The 13,793-nt window shown below is 68.3% G+C and carries 14 protein-coding genes; 6 read left to right on the forward strand and 8 right to left on the reverse strand.

Features of this window, described 5'->3' with window-relative positions; genetic code table 11:
* Nucleotide 1: 1 nt before the first annotated feature.
* On the forward strand, nucleotides 2–496 hold the full coding sequence (locus LXN00_RS06835; RefSeq protein WP_234506698.1) for a MogA/MoaB family molybdenum cofactor biosynthesis protein: 495 nt from the start codon (nucleotides 2–4) through the stop codon (nucleotides 494–496).
* Nucleotides 489–1,616: an aminotransferase class I/II-fold pyridoxal phosphate-dependent enzyme gene (locus LXN00_RS06840; RefSeq protein WP_234506702.1), complete on the forward strand. Its 1,128-nt coding sequence runs from the start codon at nucleotides 489–491 to the stop codon at nucleotides 1,614–1,616. The genes LXN00_RS06835 and LXN00_RS06840 overlap by 8 nt, the downstream gene beginning before the upstream one ends.
* Nucleotide 1,617: 1 nt before the next feature.
* Here the strand turns inward: LXN00_RS06840 and LXN00_RS06845 are convergent, their stop codons facing one another.
* From LXN00_RS06845 to aceE, 5 genes are read right to left on the reverse strand one after another with little or no spacing between them, the layout of a single operon-like run.
* Nucleotides 1,618–2,856, reverse strand: coding sequence for a bifunctional folylpolyglutamate synthase/dihydrofolate synthase (locus tag LXN00_RS06845; RefSeq protein WP_234506704.1), 1,239 nt, complete (start codon nucleotides 2,854–2,856; stop codon nucleotides 1,618–1,620).
* Nucleotides 2,857–3,252, reverse strand: coding sequence for a manganese-dependent transcriptional regulator PerR (gene perR / locus LXN00_RS06850; RefSeq protein ID WP_234506707.1), 396 nt, complete (start codon nucleotides 3,250–3,252; stop codon nucleotides 2,857–2,859).
* Nucleotides 3,253–3,277: 25 nt separating this feature from the next.
* Complete coding sequence (gene hemC / locus LXN00_RS06855; RefSeq protein ID WP_234506710.1) at nucleotides 3,278–4,189, reverse strand: hydroxymethylbilane synthase; 912 nt, start codon at nucleotides 4,187–4,189, stop codon at nucleotides 3,278–3,280.
* Nucleotides 4,190–4,214: 25 nt separating this feature from the next.
* A complete protein-coding gene (locus LXN00_RS06860) occupies nucleotides 4,215–5,465 on the reverse strand; it encodes a 2-oxo acid dehydrogenase subunit E2 (RefSeq protein ID WP_234506713.1) in 1,251 nt (416 codons plus the stop codon).
* Nucleotides 5,466–5,475: 10 nt separating this feature from the next.
* Nucleotides 5,476–8,193 carry a pyruvate dehydrogenase (acetyl-transferring), homodimeric type gene (gene aceE, locus LXN00_RS06865; protein ID WP_418952988.1) on the reverse strand — a complete coding sequence of 906 codons (2,718 nt, stop codon included), beginning with the start codon at nucleotides 8,191–8,193 and terminating at the stop codon, nucleotides 5,476–5,478.
* Nucleotides 8,194–8,307: 114 nt separating this feature from the next.
* Here aceE and LXN00_RS06870 point away from each other — a divergent pair, with 114 nt between their 5' ends.
* Nucleotides 8,308–9,165 carry a LysR family transcriptional regulator gene (locus LXN00_RS06870; protein ID WP_234506718.1) on the forward strand — a complete coding sequence of 286 codons (858 nt, stop codon included), beginning with the start codon at nucleotides 8,308–8,310 and terminating at the stop codon, nucleotides 9,163–9,165.
* Here the strand turns inward: LXN00_RS06870 and LXN00_RS06875 are convergent.
* A complete protein-coding gene (locus LXN00_RS06875) occupies nucleotides 9,162–9,419 on the reverse strand; it encodes a hypothetical protein (protein ID WP_234506721.1) in 258 nt (85 codons plus the stop codon). The two genes, LXN00_RS06870 and LXN00_RS06875, sit on opposite strands and share 4 nt — an antisense overlap.
* A complete protein-coding gene (locus LXN00_RS06880; protein ID WP_234506723.1) occupies nucleotides 9,416–9,679 on the reverse strand; it encodes a septum formation initiator family protein in 264 nt (87 codons plus the stop codon). Before LXN00_RS06880 ends, LXN00_RS06875 begins: the two co-directional genes overlap by 4 nt.
* A 197-nt stretch (nucleotides 9,680–9,876) precedes the next feature.
* On the opposite strand from LXN00_RS06880, the gene LXN00_RS06885 reads away from it, so the two are divergent.
* Entirely contained in the window at nucleotides 9,877–10,320 is a 444-nt protein-coding gene (locus LXN00_RS06885) for a Fur family transcriptional regulator (RefSeq protein WP_039454967.1), read from the forward strand.
* Nucleotides 10,321–10,362: 42 nt separating this feature from the next.
* On the opposite strand, the gene LXN00_RS06890 is transcribed toward LXN00_RS06885, so the two are convergent.
* Entirely contained in the window at nucleotides 10,363–11,757 is a 1,395-nt protein-coding gene (locus LXN00_RS06890; RefSeq protein WP_234506726.1) for a leucyl aminopeptidase, read from the reverse strand.
* A gap of 42 nt (nucleotides 11,758–11,799) precedes the next feature.
* Here LXN00_RS06890 and LXN00_RS06895 point away from each other — a divergent pair, with 42 nt between their 5' ends.
* Entirely contained in the window at nucleotides 11,800–12,681 is an 882-nt protein-coding gene (locus LXN00_RS06895; RefSeq protein WP_234506729.1) for a DUF1385 domain-containing protein, read from the forward strand.
* Nucleotides 12,678–13,787: a tRNA 2-thiouridine(34) synthase MnmA gene (gene mnmA / locus LXN00_RS06900; RefSeq protein WP_234506732.1), complete on the forward strand. Its 1,110-nt coding sequence runs from the start codon at nucleotides 12,678–12,680 to the stop codon at nucleotides 13,785–13,787. The genes LXN00_RS06895 and mnmA overlap by 4 nt, the downstream gene beginning before the upstream one ends.
* Nucleotides 13,788–13,793 lie beyond the last annotated feature (6 nt).

The raw sequence follows: 13,793 nt of genomic DNA on the forward strand, positions 1-13,793 counted from the left end.
AATGTTCCGCGTGGGCATCCTCACGGTATCCGACAAGGGCTTCCGCGGCGAGCGGGAGGACACCACCCACCTGGCCCTGCGGGAAGCCCTGAAGGGGGGGCCCTACGAGGTGGTGGCCTACGAGGTGGTGCCCGACGAGCCTCCCATGATCAAGAAGGTCCTCCGGCTTTGGGCCGACCGGGAAGGGATGGACCTCATCCTCACCAACGGGGGCACGGGCTTGAGCCCCCGGGACCGCACCCCCGAGGCCACCCGGGAGGTCTTGGAGCGGGAGGTCCCGGGGCTTCCCGAGCTCATGCGCCTCAAAGGCCTGGAGAAAACCCCCATGGCCGCCCTCTCCCGGGGGGTAGCGGGGGTGCGGGGGCGGACCCTCATCCTGAACCTCCCGGGAAGCCCCAAGGGGGCGCGGGAGTCCCTGGAGGCGGTGCTTCCCGTGTTGCCCCACGCCCTGAGCCTGGTCACGGGCAAGGTCTGGCGGGAGGGACACCATGAGTAGGGTGCCGGAGCCCTCCGTCTTCCTGGTGGTGGACGAGGCCAAGCGGAGGGCCCGGGAAAGGGGGGTGGAGCTCATAGACCTCTCCATCGGCTCCACGGACCTCCTTCCCCCGGAGGCCCCCCTAAAGGCCCTCCAGGAAGCCCTCTTGGACCCCAGAACCTACGGCTACTGCCTAAAGAGCTGCACCCTGCCCTTCCTCGAGGCCGCCACCACCTGGTACCAAGGACGCTACGGGGTCGCCCTAGACCCCAGGCGGGAGGCCCTGGCCCTCATCGGGAGCCAAGAGGGCCTCGCCCACCTCCTCCTCGCCCTCACGGAGCCGGGCGACCTCCTCCTCCTCCCCGAGGTGGCCTACCCGAGCTACTTCGGCGCCGCCCGGGTGGCCTCCCTGCGGACCCACCTCATCCCCCTAGGGCCAGGGGGCCTCGCCGAGCTAAAGCGGGTGCCGGAACCCGTCCTAAAGGAGGCCAAGGTCCTCCTCCTCAACTACCCCAACAACCCCACGGGGGCGGTGGCGGACTGGGGGTACTTTGAGAAAGCCCTGGCCCTGGCCAAGCGGTACGGGCTTTGGTTCCTCCACGACAACCCCTACGTGGACCAGGTCTACGAGGGGGAGGCCCCTTCCCCCCTGGCCCTCCCCGGGGCCAAGGAGCGGGTGGTGGAGCTCTTCTCCCTCTCCAAGAGCTACAACCTGGCGGGCTTCCGCCTGGGCTTCGCCCTGGGAAACGCGGAAGCCATAGAGCGGCTAGAGCGGGTGAAAGGGGTCATAGACTTCAACCAGTACGCCGGCATCCTGCGCCTGGGCATAGCGGCCCTCCAAACCCCGAGGGAGGCCACCCGGGGCTACGCCCAGGTCTACCGGGAAAGGGCCCTGGGGATGGCAAGGGCCCTGGAGGGGGCCCTGGAGCTCCTGCCCCCCCGGGCCACCATGTACCTTTGGGGCAAGCTACCTGAGGGGGTGGACGACCTGGACTTCGCCCTCCGCCTCGTGGAAAGGGGGGTGGCCCTGGCCCCGGGCCGGGGCTTTGGGCCTGGGGGAAGGGGCTTCCTGCGCATCGCCCTGGTGCGCCCTCTAGAAGACCTCCTCCGGGCAGCCCGGACCATCCGGGAAGCCCTCTAGCCTACTGCCAGCGCTCCTCGGGGAGAAGCCCCAAAAGGCGCCGCTTCACCTCCCCCACCAGGTAGAGGCTTCCCGCCACCACCGCGCGGGGCTCCAGGGCAAGCGCCCGTTCCAGGGCCCTTAAGGGGTCCTCCTCCACCTCCGCCCCGGGGAAAAGGGGAAGGAGGGCCCTGGGGTCCTCGCACCGGGGGGAGGCGTAGCGGGTGAGGACCACGGGGCCGAGGCCGAGGAGGGCCTCCGCCATGGGGGCGTGCGCCTTGCCCTTGGTGAAGGCGAGGACGAAGGCAGCGGGGAGAAGCCCGTGGAAGCGGAGGGCCTCCCGCAGGGCCAAGGCGCCCTCGGGGTTGTGGGCCCCGTCCAGGAGGAGCTCCTTTCCCCCCAGGCTAAGCCTTTCCAGACGGCCCGGGTTCTCCGTGCGGGCAAGGCCCCTCTCCACGGCCTCCCACCCCGCCCCCAAAAGCCTTCCCCCCACCGCCGCCAAGGCCAGGTTCTCCGCCTGGTGGGGGCCGAGGAGGGAGGCTTGGAAGCGCCGCCTCTCCCCTTTCAGGGCCAGGGTGAAGGCGAGGCCCATCGGGGTGGGGGCCACCTCCTCCACGTGGAAGTCCTCCCCCAGGACCCAAAGGGGGGTGCCGAGGGCTTGGGCCCTGGCCCTTAGCTCCTCCAAGCCCTCCCCCCGGGCGGCGGTGAGGGCGGGGACCCCTTGGCGGAAGATCCCCGCCTTCTCCCGGGCCACGTCCCTTAAGGTGGGCCCCAGGACCTCCAGGTGGTCGTGGCCGATGTTGGTGACGATGGAAAGAATGGGCTCGGCGGCGTTGGTGGCGTCCAGACGCCCCCCAAGGCCCACCTCCAGGACCGCCAACTCCACCCCCTCCTGGGCGAAGTAGCGGAGGGCCAGGGCGGTGGTGGCCTCAAAGAAGCTCGCCCCCACCGCCTCGGCGTGGGGGCGGACCTCCTCCAAGAGGGCGTGGAGGCGGGCTTCGGAAATGGGCTTCCCCATGAGGGCGATGCGCTCCCGGAAGTCCACCAGGTGGGGGCTCGTGTAAAGCCCCACCCTAAGCCCCGCCTCCTCCAGGATGGCGGCCAGGGCCCGGGCTACGGTGCCCTTCCCGTTCGTCCCCCCCACCAGGGCCACGGGGTAGGCCTCCTGGGGGTCGCCCAAGCGGGCAAGAAGGGCCCGGATGCGCTCCAGGCCCAGGGTCACCACCCCCTGGCGGGCGTAGAGCCAGGCCAAAGGGTCCATCTAGCCCCTGGGGGCCGCCTTGCAGGTGGGGCAAAGCCCCCTGAAGGTCACCTCGGCCGCCCGCACCTCCACCCCGGGGTGGGCCTCCCGGGCCAGGCCCACCAGATCGGGAAGCGCCACCTCCAGGTCCACGATGGCCCCGCAGGCCTCGCAGACCAGGTGCAGGTGGGGGTGGAGGTTGGCGTCGTACCGGGTGGCCTCCCCCGCCTTGGTGATGGGGACGAGATACCCCTCCGCCACCAGGGCCTCGAGGGTGCGGTAGACGGTGCCCAGGCTCACCTTGGGCACCACCTTGCGCACCTCCTGGTAGATCCAGGCGGCGTCCGGGTGGTGGTGGGCCTGCCGCACCACCTCCAGGATGGCCTTGCGCTGGCGGGTCAGACGCTTCAGCGCCATCAGCCCCACTATACCCTAAACTCCCCTAAACCGCTCGGGTTTGGGCGAGGATCTCCCGCCCCCCCTGCTCCAGGACGTCCTGGGCCAGCTCCAGGCCAAGCTCCTCCGCCTCGGAGGCGTCCCCCTCAATCTCCGCCCGGATGAAGCTCTTGCCGTCGGGGGAGAAGAGCCCCCCTTCCAACACCAAGGTGCCGTCCTCCGCCACCTGGGCCAAGGCCCCCACGGGGGCCAGGCAACCCGCCCCAAGCCCCTTGAGGAAGGCCCTCTCCGCCCGCACCCGGTCGTGGGAAGGGTGGTGGTGGAGGGCGTAGCAGAGCTCCTCCGCCAGGTCATCCCCCTGCCGCACCTCCAGGGCCAAGGCCCCTTGGCCCGGGGCGGGGAGCATCACCTCGGGCTCCAAAAACTGGTCAATGCGGTTCCTTAGGTCCAGGCGCAAAAGCCCCGCCGCCGCCAGGATGATGCCGTCGTACTCCCCGTTACCCAAAGCAGCCAAGCGGGTGTCCACGTTCCCCCTGAGCTCCTTGACCACCAAATCCGGCCGGTGGGCGAGAAGCTGCGCCTTGCGGCGCACGGAGCTCGTGCCCACCACCGCCCCTTGGGGCAGGTCCTCGAGGCGCTTGTACGCCCTCCCCAAGAAGACGTCCCTGGGGTCCTGCCGCCGGGGAATGGCGGCGATCTTGAGCCCCGGGGGCTCTTCCGTGGGCAGGTCCTTGAGGGAGTGCACGGCGATGTCAATCTCCCGGGCAAGGAGGGCCTCCTGGAGCTCCTTGACGAAGATGGCCTGCTCCTTGGGGTCCGCCCCCTGGTCCCCCCGGGTCTTCACCGTCTTCACCTTAAACTCCGCCTCAGGCCAGCTCTCCTTGAGGCGCTCCACCACCCACCGGGTCTGGGCCAGGGCGAGGGCGCTGCCCCGGGTTCCCACCACGATGACGCGCATACTTTCCCATACTACACGAGGACCCTCATTCCAGGGCGAGGCCCAAGGGGTCTTCCAGTAGCCCCGCCAAATGGCGGCAGAACCGGGCGGCCTCCGCCCCGTCAATGAGGCGGTGGTCGTAGGTAAGGCTAAAGGGCATGACGAGCCTCGGCACGAAGGCCTCCCGTTCCCCATCCCAGACGGGCTTCATCTGGGAGCGGGAAACCCCGAGGATGGCCACCTCGGGCCAGTTGACGATGGGGGTGAAGCCCACCCCGCCAATCCCCCCCAGGTTGGAGAGGCTAAAGGTACCCCCTTGCATCTCCTCGGGGGTGAGCTTCCGCTCCCTGGCCCTTTCGGAAACCTCCTGAAGCTCCGCCGCCAGGCGCAAGACCCCCTTCTGGTCCACGTTGCGGATCACCGGGACCAGGAGGCCGTGGGGCGTGTCCACGGCCACGCCGATGTGGACGTAGTCCTTGTAGATGACCTCGGCCTTTTCCGCATCTATGGAGGCGTTGAACTTGGGGAAAGCCTTGAGGGTCAGGGCCAAGGCCTTGAGGAGGAAGGCGGTGAGGGTGAGGCGGAAACCCCTTTCCTCCGCCTTCTTGGCGTAGCGCTTGCGCAGGGCCTCCAGCTCGGTGATGTCCGCCTCGTCAAAGTGGGTGACCATGGGCACCTGGGCCCAGGCCTGGGCCATGGCCCTTAGGGTGGCCTTGCGCACCCCGCTCATGGGCTCGGTGCGCACCGGACCCCACTTGGCGAAGTCGGGGAGCCTGGGGGCCGGAAGGCCCATCTTCGGAGCTTCCTCGGGCGCTTCCCCAAGCCCCGCCGCCCGGCGCACGTCCTCCTCCGTGATGCGCCCGGCAAGGCCCGTGCCCCGCACCCCCAGGAGGTCCACCCCGAGCTCCCGGGCAAGCCGCCTTACGGAAGGGGCGGCGGGGATGAGGCGGCGCTCCTGCGGCTCGGGCCTGGGCGCCCCGGGGGAAGGGGCCTTAGGGGCTTGGGGCCCTAGCTTGGGGGGAGCGGGCGCCTCCACGGGTTCCTTGGGGGGCGCCTCCGCCGCGGCCTCCTCGGCCAACTCCAAGAAGGGCTGGCCCGGACGCACCTCGTCCCCCACCTTGACCAAAACCCGCCTTACCACCCCGCCCGCCTCCGCGGGCACCTCCATCACCGCCTTGTCCGTTTCCAGCTCCAAGACCGGCTGGCCGGGGGCTACCCGGTCGCCCTCCTTGACCAGGACCCCCACCACCGTGGCCGCGCTCACGTTATCGCCCAGTTCGGGAAGCTTGAGTTCCATGCCTGGCCTCCTAGCGCCTGTGGGGCGGCACTTCCTCTAGCTTAAGGCCTAGCTCCGCCTGCGCTCTTTCCAAGACCTCGGCCCCCACCTTTCCCTCCTCCTGGAGGAGGGCCAAGGCGGCGTAGGCGATGTGCCGGGCGTCCACCTCAAAGAAGTCCCGGAGGGCCTCCCGGGTGTCCGAGCGGCCAAAGCCGTCGGTCCCCAGGGCGCAGAAGGGGCGGTCCACGTAGTCCCGCACCAGGTTGGGCAGGGCCTTCAGGTAGTCCGTGGCCGCCACCACCGGGCCCTCGTGCCCCTCGAGGACCTCCTTCACGTAGGGCTTCCGCGCCTTGCCGAGAAGCCGCCTTTCCCTTTCCGCCTCTATGGCGTCGTAGTAAAGGGCTTTGTAGCTGGTGGCGCTCCAGACGTCCGCCACCACGCCGTACTGGGCGAGGAGCTCCTGGGCCCGGATGGCCTCGGGCAGGATGGGCCCTGCGCCCCATAGCTGCACCCTGGGCCCCTTCCCCTCCCCTTCCCGGAAAAGGTAAAGGCCCTTGAGGATGCCCTCCTTCACCCGCTCCCGGGGCTCGGGCATGGGGGGGTGGACGTAGTTCTCGTTCTCTATGGTGATGTAGTAGAAGACGTCCTCCCCCTTCCCGTACATGCGCTTCAGGCCGTCCTCGAGGATCACGGCGAACTCGTAGGCGAAGGCGGGGTCATAGGCCAGGAGGTTGGGGGCGGCCAGGGCGTAGATGTGGCTTTGGCCGTCCTGGTGTTGCAGGCCCTCCCCGAGAAGCGTGGTGCGCCCGGCGGTGGCCCCGAGGAGGAAGCCCCGCGTGCGCTGGTCGGCGGCGGCCCAAACCAGGTCCCCGATGCGTTGCAGGCCGAACATGGAGTAGGTGATGAGGAAGGGGATGGTGGGGATGCCCCAGTGGGCGTAGGCGGTGCCGGCGGCGATGAAGTCCGCCATGGCCCCGGCCTCGGTAATCCCCTCCTCCAGGATCTGGCCCTCCTTGCTCTCCTTGTAGGCCGTGAGGGTACCGGCGTCCACGGGGATGTAAAGCTGCCCCTGGGGGGAGTAGACGCCCACCTGGGCGATCAGGGCCTCCATGCCAAAGGTGCGGGCCTCGTCGGGGACGATGGGCACGATGAGCTTGCCGATGGTGGGGTGGCGGAGGAGCTTGGCCAGGATGCGCACGAAGGCCATGGTGGTGGAGATCTCCCGCCCCCCCGAGCCCTCGTAGAACTCCCGGAAGAAGTCCTCCCCCGGCACCTCGAGGCCCCCCTTAAAGCGCACCCGCCTTTCGGGAAGGAAGCCGCCCAGGGCCTTCCGCCTCTCCTTCAGGTAGCGCACCTCGGGGGAGTCCTCCCCGGGGTGGTAGTAGGGGAGGTCCTTAAGCTTCTCCTCGGGAATGGGGATGCCGAGGAAAGCCCTGGCCTCTCTAAGGTCCTCCTCCGTGAGCTTCTTCACCTGGTGGGCCACGTTCTTGGCCATGGCCGTGGGCCCCATGCCGTAGCCCTTGATGGTGCGGGCCAGGATGACCACGGGGCTCCCCTTGTGCTCCACCGCCATCTTGTAGGCGGCGTAGATCTTCTTCAGATCGTGCCCGCCGCGGCTACGGGTGAGCTCGGTGAGCTCCTCGTCCGTCATCCCCTCAATGAGCCGCTTAAGCTCGGGGGTGTTGAAGAAACGCTCCCGGAGCTCCTTGCCACCAAAGGCGGCGTAGCGCTGGCTTTCCCCGTCCACCAAGGCCTCAAAGCGGCGGAGGAGGTGGCCCTCCTTGTCCTTGGCGATGAGCTCGTCCCAGGCGGAGCCCCAGACGATCTTGATCACCCGCCAACCCGCCCCCCGGTAAAGCCTTTCCAGCTCCTGGATGATCTTGGAGTTGCCCCGCACGGGCCCGTCCAGGCGCTGGAGGTTGCAGTTCACCACGAAGACCAGGTTGTCCAGGTTCTCCCGGGCCGCCAGGTGCAGGGCCCCCACGGTCTCGGGCTCGTCGTGCTCCCCATCCCCCAGGAAGGCCCAGACCTTGGCGGAGCTTTTGGGCTTTAGGCCCCGGTCTTCTAGGTAGCGCATGAAGCGGGCCTGGTAGATGGCCTGGATGGGCCCTAGACCCATGGAAACCGTGGGGAATTCCCAGAAGTCCGGCATGAGCCAGGGGTGGGGGTAGCTGGAAAGCCCCCGTCCCCCGGGCACAGGGGGGTGGACCTCCCGCCGGAAGTTCTCCAGGTCGGCCTCGCTAAGCCGCCCCTCCAAGAAGGCCCGGGCGTAAACCCCGGGGGAGGCGTGCCCCTGGAAGAAGACCAGGTCCCGGTCCAGCCCCGCCTCCGGCCCCCGGAAGAAGTGGTTGAAGCCCACCTCTAAGAGCTCGGCGAGGGAGGCGTAGGTGGAGATGTGCCCCCCGATGCCGTCCGCCTTCTGGTTGGCCCGCACGACCATCATGGCGGCGTTCCAGCGGAGGATGTTGGCGATGCGCCTTTCCAACTCCAGATCCCCCGGGTAAGGGGGCTCCTTCTCCTTGGGGATGGTGTTGAGGTAGGGGGTGGAAAGGCGGTTTTGCGGGAAGTACCCCTGGAGGTAAAGGTACTCGTCCAAGAGGCGGAAAAGCTCCTCCACCCGCTCAAACCCCTCCACCCGGAGGACGTACTCCAAGGACTCCACCCACTCCCGGTTCTCCACCTCCAGGAAGCGGGCCCGCTCCTCCGGGGATAGGGCCATCCAGGCTTCCTTTAGCGCGCGTTCCGTCATGCTTCCCCCCTTTGGCGGCAAACTACACTACACCGACTCATCCCCCAGTCTGGGGCAAAGGGGACCGCTTGTCCAATAGGAAGGCACAGGGCAAGGTGATAAACTTTTCTTATCATGAACCTGCGCCGCCTCAGGCTATTCCTCTTGTTGGCGGAAGAGGGGAACTTCCACAAGGCGGCGGAGCGGGCCTACCTCTCCCAGCCCGCCCTTTCCCAGCAGATCCAGGCCCTGGAAAGGGAGCTCGGGGTGCGGCTCCTGGAAAGGAGGCCCTTCCGCCTCACCCCAGCCGGAGAGGTGCTCAAGGAGGAAGGAAGCCGCCTTCTCCAGTCGGTGGAGGCGCTAAAGGAAAGGGTACGCCGGGCAGGCTGGCAGACCCTCCGCTTCGGGGTGCCGGAAAACCTCCTTCCCGACCTCATGCCCCTTCTAGACCACCTGCGCCGGGGGCTCGGCCAGGCGGTGGAGGTCCTGGAGATGCACACCCCCGAGCAGGTGAAGGCCCTGAAGGAGGGAAGGCTGGACTACGGCCTGGCTGGGCTCCGGGTGGAGGACCCAGCCATCGGGGAGGAGCCCCTCTTGAAGGTGCCCATCGTGGTCCTCCTCCCGGAAAGCCATCCCTTGGCGGAAAGGGAACGGGTGCCCCTGGCCGCCTTGAAGGAGGAGCCCTTCCTGCTCCTTCCTAAAGAGGTTTTGCCCCCCCTGCACGAAGCCTTCATGGAGGTGTTCCGCCGGGCGGGGTTTACCCCCAGGGTGGCCCGGGAGGTGGCCCGCTTCCCCCAGGCGGTGAGCCTGGTGGCGGCTGGGGTAGGGGTCTACCTCACCCTGGCCCCTTACCGCGTCTTCCCCCACCCGGGGACGGTGCTCAAACCCCTGGCGGAGGAGGCGGCTTTGCAGGTTTCCCTCATCTACCGCAAAAACCCTCCCCCACCCCGCCTCGAGGAGGTGCGGGAACTCCTCAAAGCCCTGGTCCTTTAGGCCTGGAGGCCAGGGGGTTCGCCTTCCCCCCAGCTCAGCTCCACCAGGCCGATGAGCTCCTCCACGGGGACGCCGTAGTCCCGGGAAAGGCGGGTGATCTCGTGCCCAAGCCGTCTGAGGTGGGCCAACTGCGCTGGGCTCGCCTCGTGGGCTAGGTCCAGAAGCCAAGAGAGGAGGGTCTCCGCCTCCTCGTCCGTGAGGCCATCGGTCAGGGCCTCGTCCTCCAAGAGCAGGTGGGCTGGGTCTTCCCTCATCGCCTCTTTAGCGTCTCCTCCTGACGCACCAAGCCGAGCCTGCGGGCCAGGGCCTCGAGGTGGGCGGGGTCCTGGGCTGCGGCAACCTGGGCCCTGAGCTCGGCCACCCGGGCCTCGGCCCGGGCGATGGCCTCCTCTAGCCTAGCCCTTTCCCCCGCCAAGCGGTAGGCCCGCACCCCCTCCTGCCCCAAAAGAAAAAGGGCATGGGCCACCCCCAGGGCGAAGACCAGGTGCAGGATGCGGTAAACGGGCCGCTCCAAGGTGGCCCCATTATACCCCGGAGAGGCCCTTGCGGTGTGGACAAGGCTTCTCCAAAAATAAAAGGAGAATCTTGGCAAAAGTCCCTCCAGAAGACGCCCTCGGTGGCGAAAAACAGATATTGTACTTGTTTAACAGGGCTCAAGTGTTGCATTTGCACATGGCCTGTGTATACTGGAATTGAAAGGAAGGAGGAGCCATGCCAAGGACCAAGGAAAAGGAAAACTACCGGGCGCGGCTAAAGGCGGTGGGGCTGCGGCACACCTTGCCCCGGGAGCGCATCCTGAGCTTCCTGGACCGCAAGAACGTACACCCCACCCCGGAGGAGCTCTACCAGGGCCTGAAGAAGCGGGGCTACGATATCGGCCTTTCCACCGTCTACCTAAACCTCCATGTCCTGCGGGAACACGGCCTCATCTACGAGTTCAAGGACCCTAAGGGCTACACCCGGTACGACGGCTACAACGAGCCCCACGCGCACCTGGTCTGCACCTCCTGCGGCAAGGTGGAGGACCTCCTCCTGAAGAACCTGCCCGAGCTGGACCTCGAGCCCGCCCTCAAAGCGGCCGCCGAGCGCACGGGCTGGGCCCTGGAGGGCTTCCGCTTGGAGTTCAGGGGCAAGTGCCCGAACTGCCAGGGCTAAGGGAGGCGGATGGAGGGCCCGGGGAGTCCCCCGGGCCCTTTCTTACTGGGCCAGGGTTTCCGCCAGGCGCAGGATGGTCCGCACCCCGAAGCCCGTCCCCCCTTCCGGCCCCAGGGCGTGGGCCTTCTTGGCGAAGGCGGGCCCGGCGATGTCCAGGTGGACCAAGGGCACCTTCACGAACTCCGCCAGGAAGAGGGCGGCGGTGATGGCCCCGCCGTTTCGGTCTCCCACGTTTTTCAGATCGGCCACGGGGCTTTTGAGCTTCTCCCGGTAGGCCTTCTCCAAGGGCATGGGCCAGACCTTCTCCCCGGCCTCCTCCGCCGCCTTCCGCACCTTCTCCCCAAACTCCCCCTCCGTGGCGAAAAGGGCCGCCACCTCCTCCCCCAAGGCCACCACCGCCGCCCCCGTGAGGGTGGAAAGCTCCAGGATGCGCTCGGCCCCCTGCCGCTCCGCATAGGCGAGGGCGTCCGCCAGGGTGAGGCGGCCTTCGGCGTCGGTGTTCATCACCTCCACGGTCTTGCCGGAAAGGGTCTTGAGCACGTCCCCCACCCGATAGGCCCGTCCCGAGACCAGGTTCTCGCAGGCGGCCACGTAGCCCCATAGCTCCAGGGGAAGGCCGAGGAGGGCCGCAGCCTTAAAGGCCCCGAGCACCGCCGCCGCCCCCGCCATGTCCGACTTCATGGTGGCCATACTCTCCGTGGGCTTTAGCGAGTAGCCCCCGGAGTCAAAGGTGAGGCCCTTACCCACCAGGTCCAGCCTCCCCTTAGCCCCTTCCGGGCGGTAGCGGAGGTGGATGAAGCGGGGCGGGTTCTCCGAGCCTTGGGCCACCGCCAGGAAAGCCCCCATGCCCAGCTCCCGGATGGCCCCTTCGTCCAGGACCTCCACCTCTACCCCGAGCGCTTTCAGGGAAAGGGCCGCCTCCGCTAAGGCCTCGGGGGTGAGGAGGTTTGGGGGCTCGTTCACCAGGTCGCGGGCGAAGTAGACCCCCTCCGCCACCTTCCTCGCCCGCTCCAGCGCCTGGGGCTCGGCGCCGGAAAGCTCCAGGGCCAAGGGCTTTTCCGCCTTCTCCGTCTTGTGGCGGGTGTAGCGGTAGGCCCCGAGGTAGAGCCCTTCCGCCAAGGGGTAGGCCTCCGCCACCTCCTCCACGAGGACCCGGGGGAAGGAGTACCGCCCGAGGGCCTGGGCAAGCCGGCCCCCAGCCGCCCGGAGGTCTTCGCCCAGGGCGAAAAGGAGGACATGCCCTTCCGGCGTGGCGAGGAGGAGGTGGTCCCCCGCCTCCTTTAGCCCCGCCCCCTCCCAGGCCCGGCGCAAAAGCCCGCCCAAACGGGCGTCCAGGGCCTCCCCCTGGGGGAGGAGGGCTCCTTTTTGCACGAAGACCACCTTCAAAGGGGCTTCCGCTTCCAGAAAGCTTGCCTGGCTAGCGCTTAGGGTGATCACGCCTAGGGTTATACCACGCCCGCCCGTGGCAGAATGGGAAGGATGCGCTTCTTGCTTTTGGCCAAACAGGCGGCCTTGGGAGGGGCTGCGGCCCTCGAGGGCGTGATGATGAAGGCCCCGTGGGCCTGGGCCCTGGCGGTGCGGCTCCCAAATGGCGAGATCCACGTGGAGCGCCACGAGGAGCGAGCCCTCACCGAACGCTACCCCTTTGCCCGCCTCCCCCTCATCCGGGGAGTGGTGGCCCTCTTTGACGCCCTTTCCGTGAGCTACCGCGCCCTGGCCCGGAGCGCCGAGCTCGCCGGGGAGGAGGAGATGCCCAAGGGGGCGCTTTGGGGCACCGTGGCCTTTAGCCTCCTTTTGGGCATCGCCCTCTTCATCGTCCTGCCCGGCTTCCTCTCCGGGCTCTTGGTGGACCCCGCCCGCCACCCGGTGCTTTACAACCTCCTGGCGGGGCTCCTCAAGGTGGGGATCCTCCTCGGCTACCTCCGCTTCATCGGCCGCATGCCGGAGATCCAGCGCTTCTTCATGTACCACGGGGCGGAGCACAAGGCCATTCACGCCTACGAGAAGGGCCTTCCCCTCACGGTGGAAAACGTCCTGGCCCAGCCCCGCTTCCACCCCCGGTGCGGCACCACCTTCCTGGCCTTCGTCATCGTGGTTTCCGTTTTGGTCTATAGCCTCATCCCCGCCCCCGAGGTGCTCTGGTGGCGGCTTTTGGCCCGGGTCCTCTTCCTCCCCGTGGTGGCGGCCTTGGCCTTTGAGCTCCTCTACTTCTCCGCCCGGCATGAGGACCCCCTTTCCCGCCTCCTTAGGGAGCTCGGCTTCCGCTTCCAGGCCCTCACCGTGGCCGAGCCCACCCCGGAGATGGTGGAGGTGGCCATCCGGAGCACGGAGGCGGCCCTGGGGGAGAAGGTGGTGGCATGAAGCGGGTGCTCGTGGCCATGTCCGGGGGGGTGGACTCCTCCGTGGCGGCCCTCCTCCTCAAGGAGGCGGGCTACGAGGTGGTGGGGGCCATGATGCGCTTCTGGCCCGACCTGCCCCCCGTGCGCCTGGAGGGCGGGAAGCCCCGGGCCTGGGAGAGCTGCTGCACCCCGGACGCCGCCTACGAGGCCAGGCGGGTGGCGGAGCTTCTCGGCATTCCCTTCTACCTCCTGGACTACCGCGAGGTCTTTGAGGAGGAGATCATCGGGCCCTTCCTGGAGGACTACGCCCAGGGGCGCACCCCCAACCCCTGCGCCCGCTGCAACACCCACGTGAAGTTCGGGGCCCTCCTCAAGCAGGCGAAAAGGCTCGGCCTGGACTACGTGGCCACGGGGCACTACGTGCGCAGGGAAGGGGAGGCCCTCCTCCGGGGCCTGGACCCGAGGAAGGACCAGACCTACTTCCTCTGGGGCACCCCCAAGGAGGCCATCCCCCACCTCCTCTTCCCCGTGGGGCACCTCACCAAGCCGGAGGTGCGGGCCCTGGCGGAAAGGGCGGGCCTCCCCACCGCCCGAAAGCCCGAAAGCCAGAACCTCTGCTTCGTGGCCGGGGACCTGAGGGAGTTCCTGCAGACCAGGCTCCAGGTCCGCCCGGGCCCCGTGGTGGACGCCCTCACGGGGGAGGTGGTGGGGGAACACCAGGGGGCAAGCCTCTACACCCTGGGGCAACGGAAGGGGCTTGGGCTCTTCAAGCCCCACCTGGAGCGGTACGTGGTGGGGCTGGACCCGGGGCGGAACGTGGTCTACGTGGGGCCCAAGGAGGCTACCCTTTGGCAGGGTCTGGAGGGGGAAGGCCTCAACCTCCTGGCCGAGCTTCCGGAGGAGGTGGAGGTGCAGGTGCGCTACCGCACCCCCCCCGTGCGGGCCAAGGTGGAGTCCCTAAACCCCTTGCGCCTCCGGTTCCAAGAGCCCGTCTTCGCCGTCACCCCCGGGCAGAGCGCCGTCTTCTACCAGGGGGAAAGGCTTTTGGGCGGGGCGGTGATCCGGCGGGGGCTTTACAACCTGGCGGGGCTTAGCCTCGAGGCCCCCATGGCCCTGACCGTCCCCTGACAAGGG

The sequence above is a fragment of the Thermus brockianus genome (assembly GCF_021462505.1).
Classification (GTDB): domain Bacteria; phylum Deinococcota; class Deinococci; order Deinococcales; family Thermaceae; genus Thermus; species Thermus hydrothermalis.

Excerpts from the sequence above, each read along its gene's own strand:
- LXN00_RS06885 (WP_039454967.1), top strand. The coding sequence starts at position 9,877 with ATGCCAAGGACCAAGGAAAAGGAAAACTACCGGGCGCGGCTAAAGGCG.
- LXN00_RS06835 (WP_234506698.1), top strand. The coding sequence starts at position 2 with ATGTTCCGCGTGGGCATCCTCACGGTATCCGACAAGGGCTTCCGCGGC.
- LXN00_RS06845 (WP_234506704.1), bottom strand. The coding sequence starts at position 2,856 with ATGGACCCTTTGGCCTGGCTCTACGCCCGCCAGGGGGTGGTGACCCTG.
- perR (WP_234506707.1), bottom strand. The coding sequence starts at position 3,252 with ATGGCGCTGAAGCGTCTGACCCGCCAGCGCAAGGCCATCCTGGAGGTG.
- LXN00_RS06875 (WP_234506721.1), bottom strand. The coding sequence starts at position 9,419 with ATGAGGGAAGACCCAGCCCACCTGCTCTTGGAGGACGAGGCCCTGACC.
- LXN00_RS06840 (WP_234506702.1), top strand. The coding sequence starts at position 489 with ATGAGTAGGGTGCCGGAGCCCTCCGTCTTCCTGGTGGTGGACGAGGCC.
- mnmA (WP_234506732.1), top strand. The coding sequence starts at position 12,678 with ATGAAGCGGGTGCTCGTGGCCATGTCCGGGGGGGTGGACTCCTCCGTG.
- LXN00_RS06860 (WP_234506713.1), bottom strand. The coding sequence starts at position 5,465 with ATGGAACTCAAGCTTCCCGAACTGGGCGATAACGTGAGCGCGGCCACG.
- LXN00_RS06870 (WP_234506718.1), top strand. The coding sequence starts at position 8,308 with ATGAACCTGCGCCGCCTCAGGCTATTCCTCTTGTTGGCGGAAGAGGGG.
- aceE (WP_418952988.1), bottom strand. The coding sequence starts at position 8,193 with ATGACGGAACGCGCGCTAAAGGAAGCCTGGATGGCCCTATCCCCGGAG.
- hemC (WP_234506710.1), bottom strand. The coding sequence starts at position 4,189 with ATGCGCGTCATCGTGGTGGGAACCCGGGGCAGCGCCCTCGCCCTGGCC.
- LXN00_RS06895 (WP_234506729.1), top strand. The coding sequence starts at position 11,800 with ATGCGCTTCTTGCTTTTGGCCAAACAGGCGGCCTTGGGAGGGGCTGCG.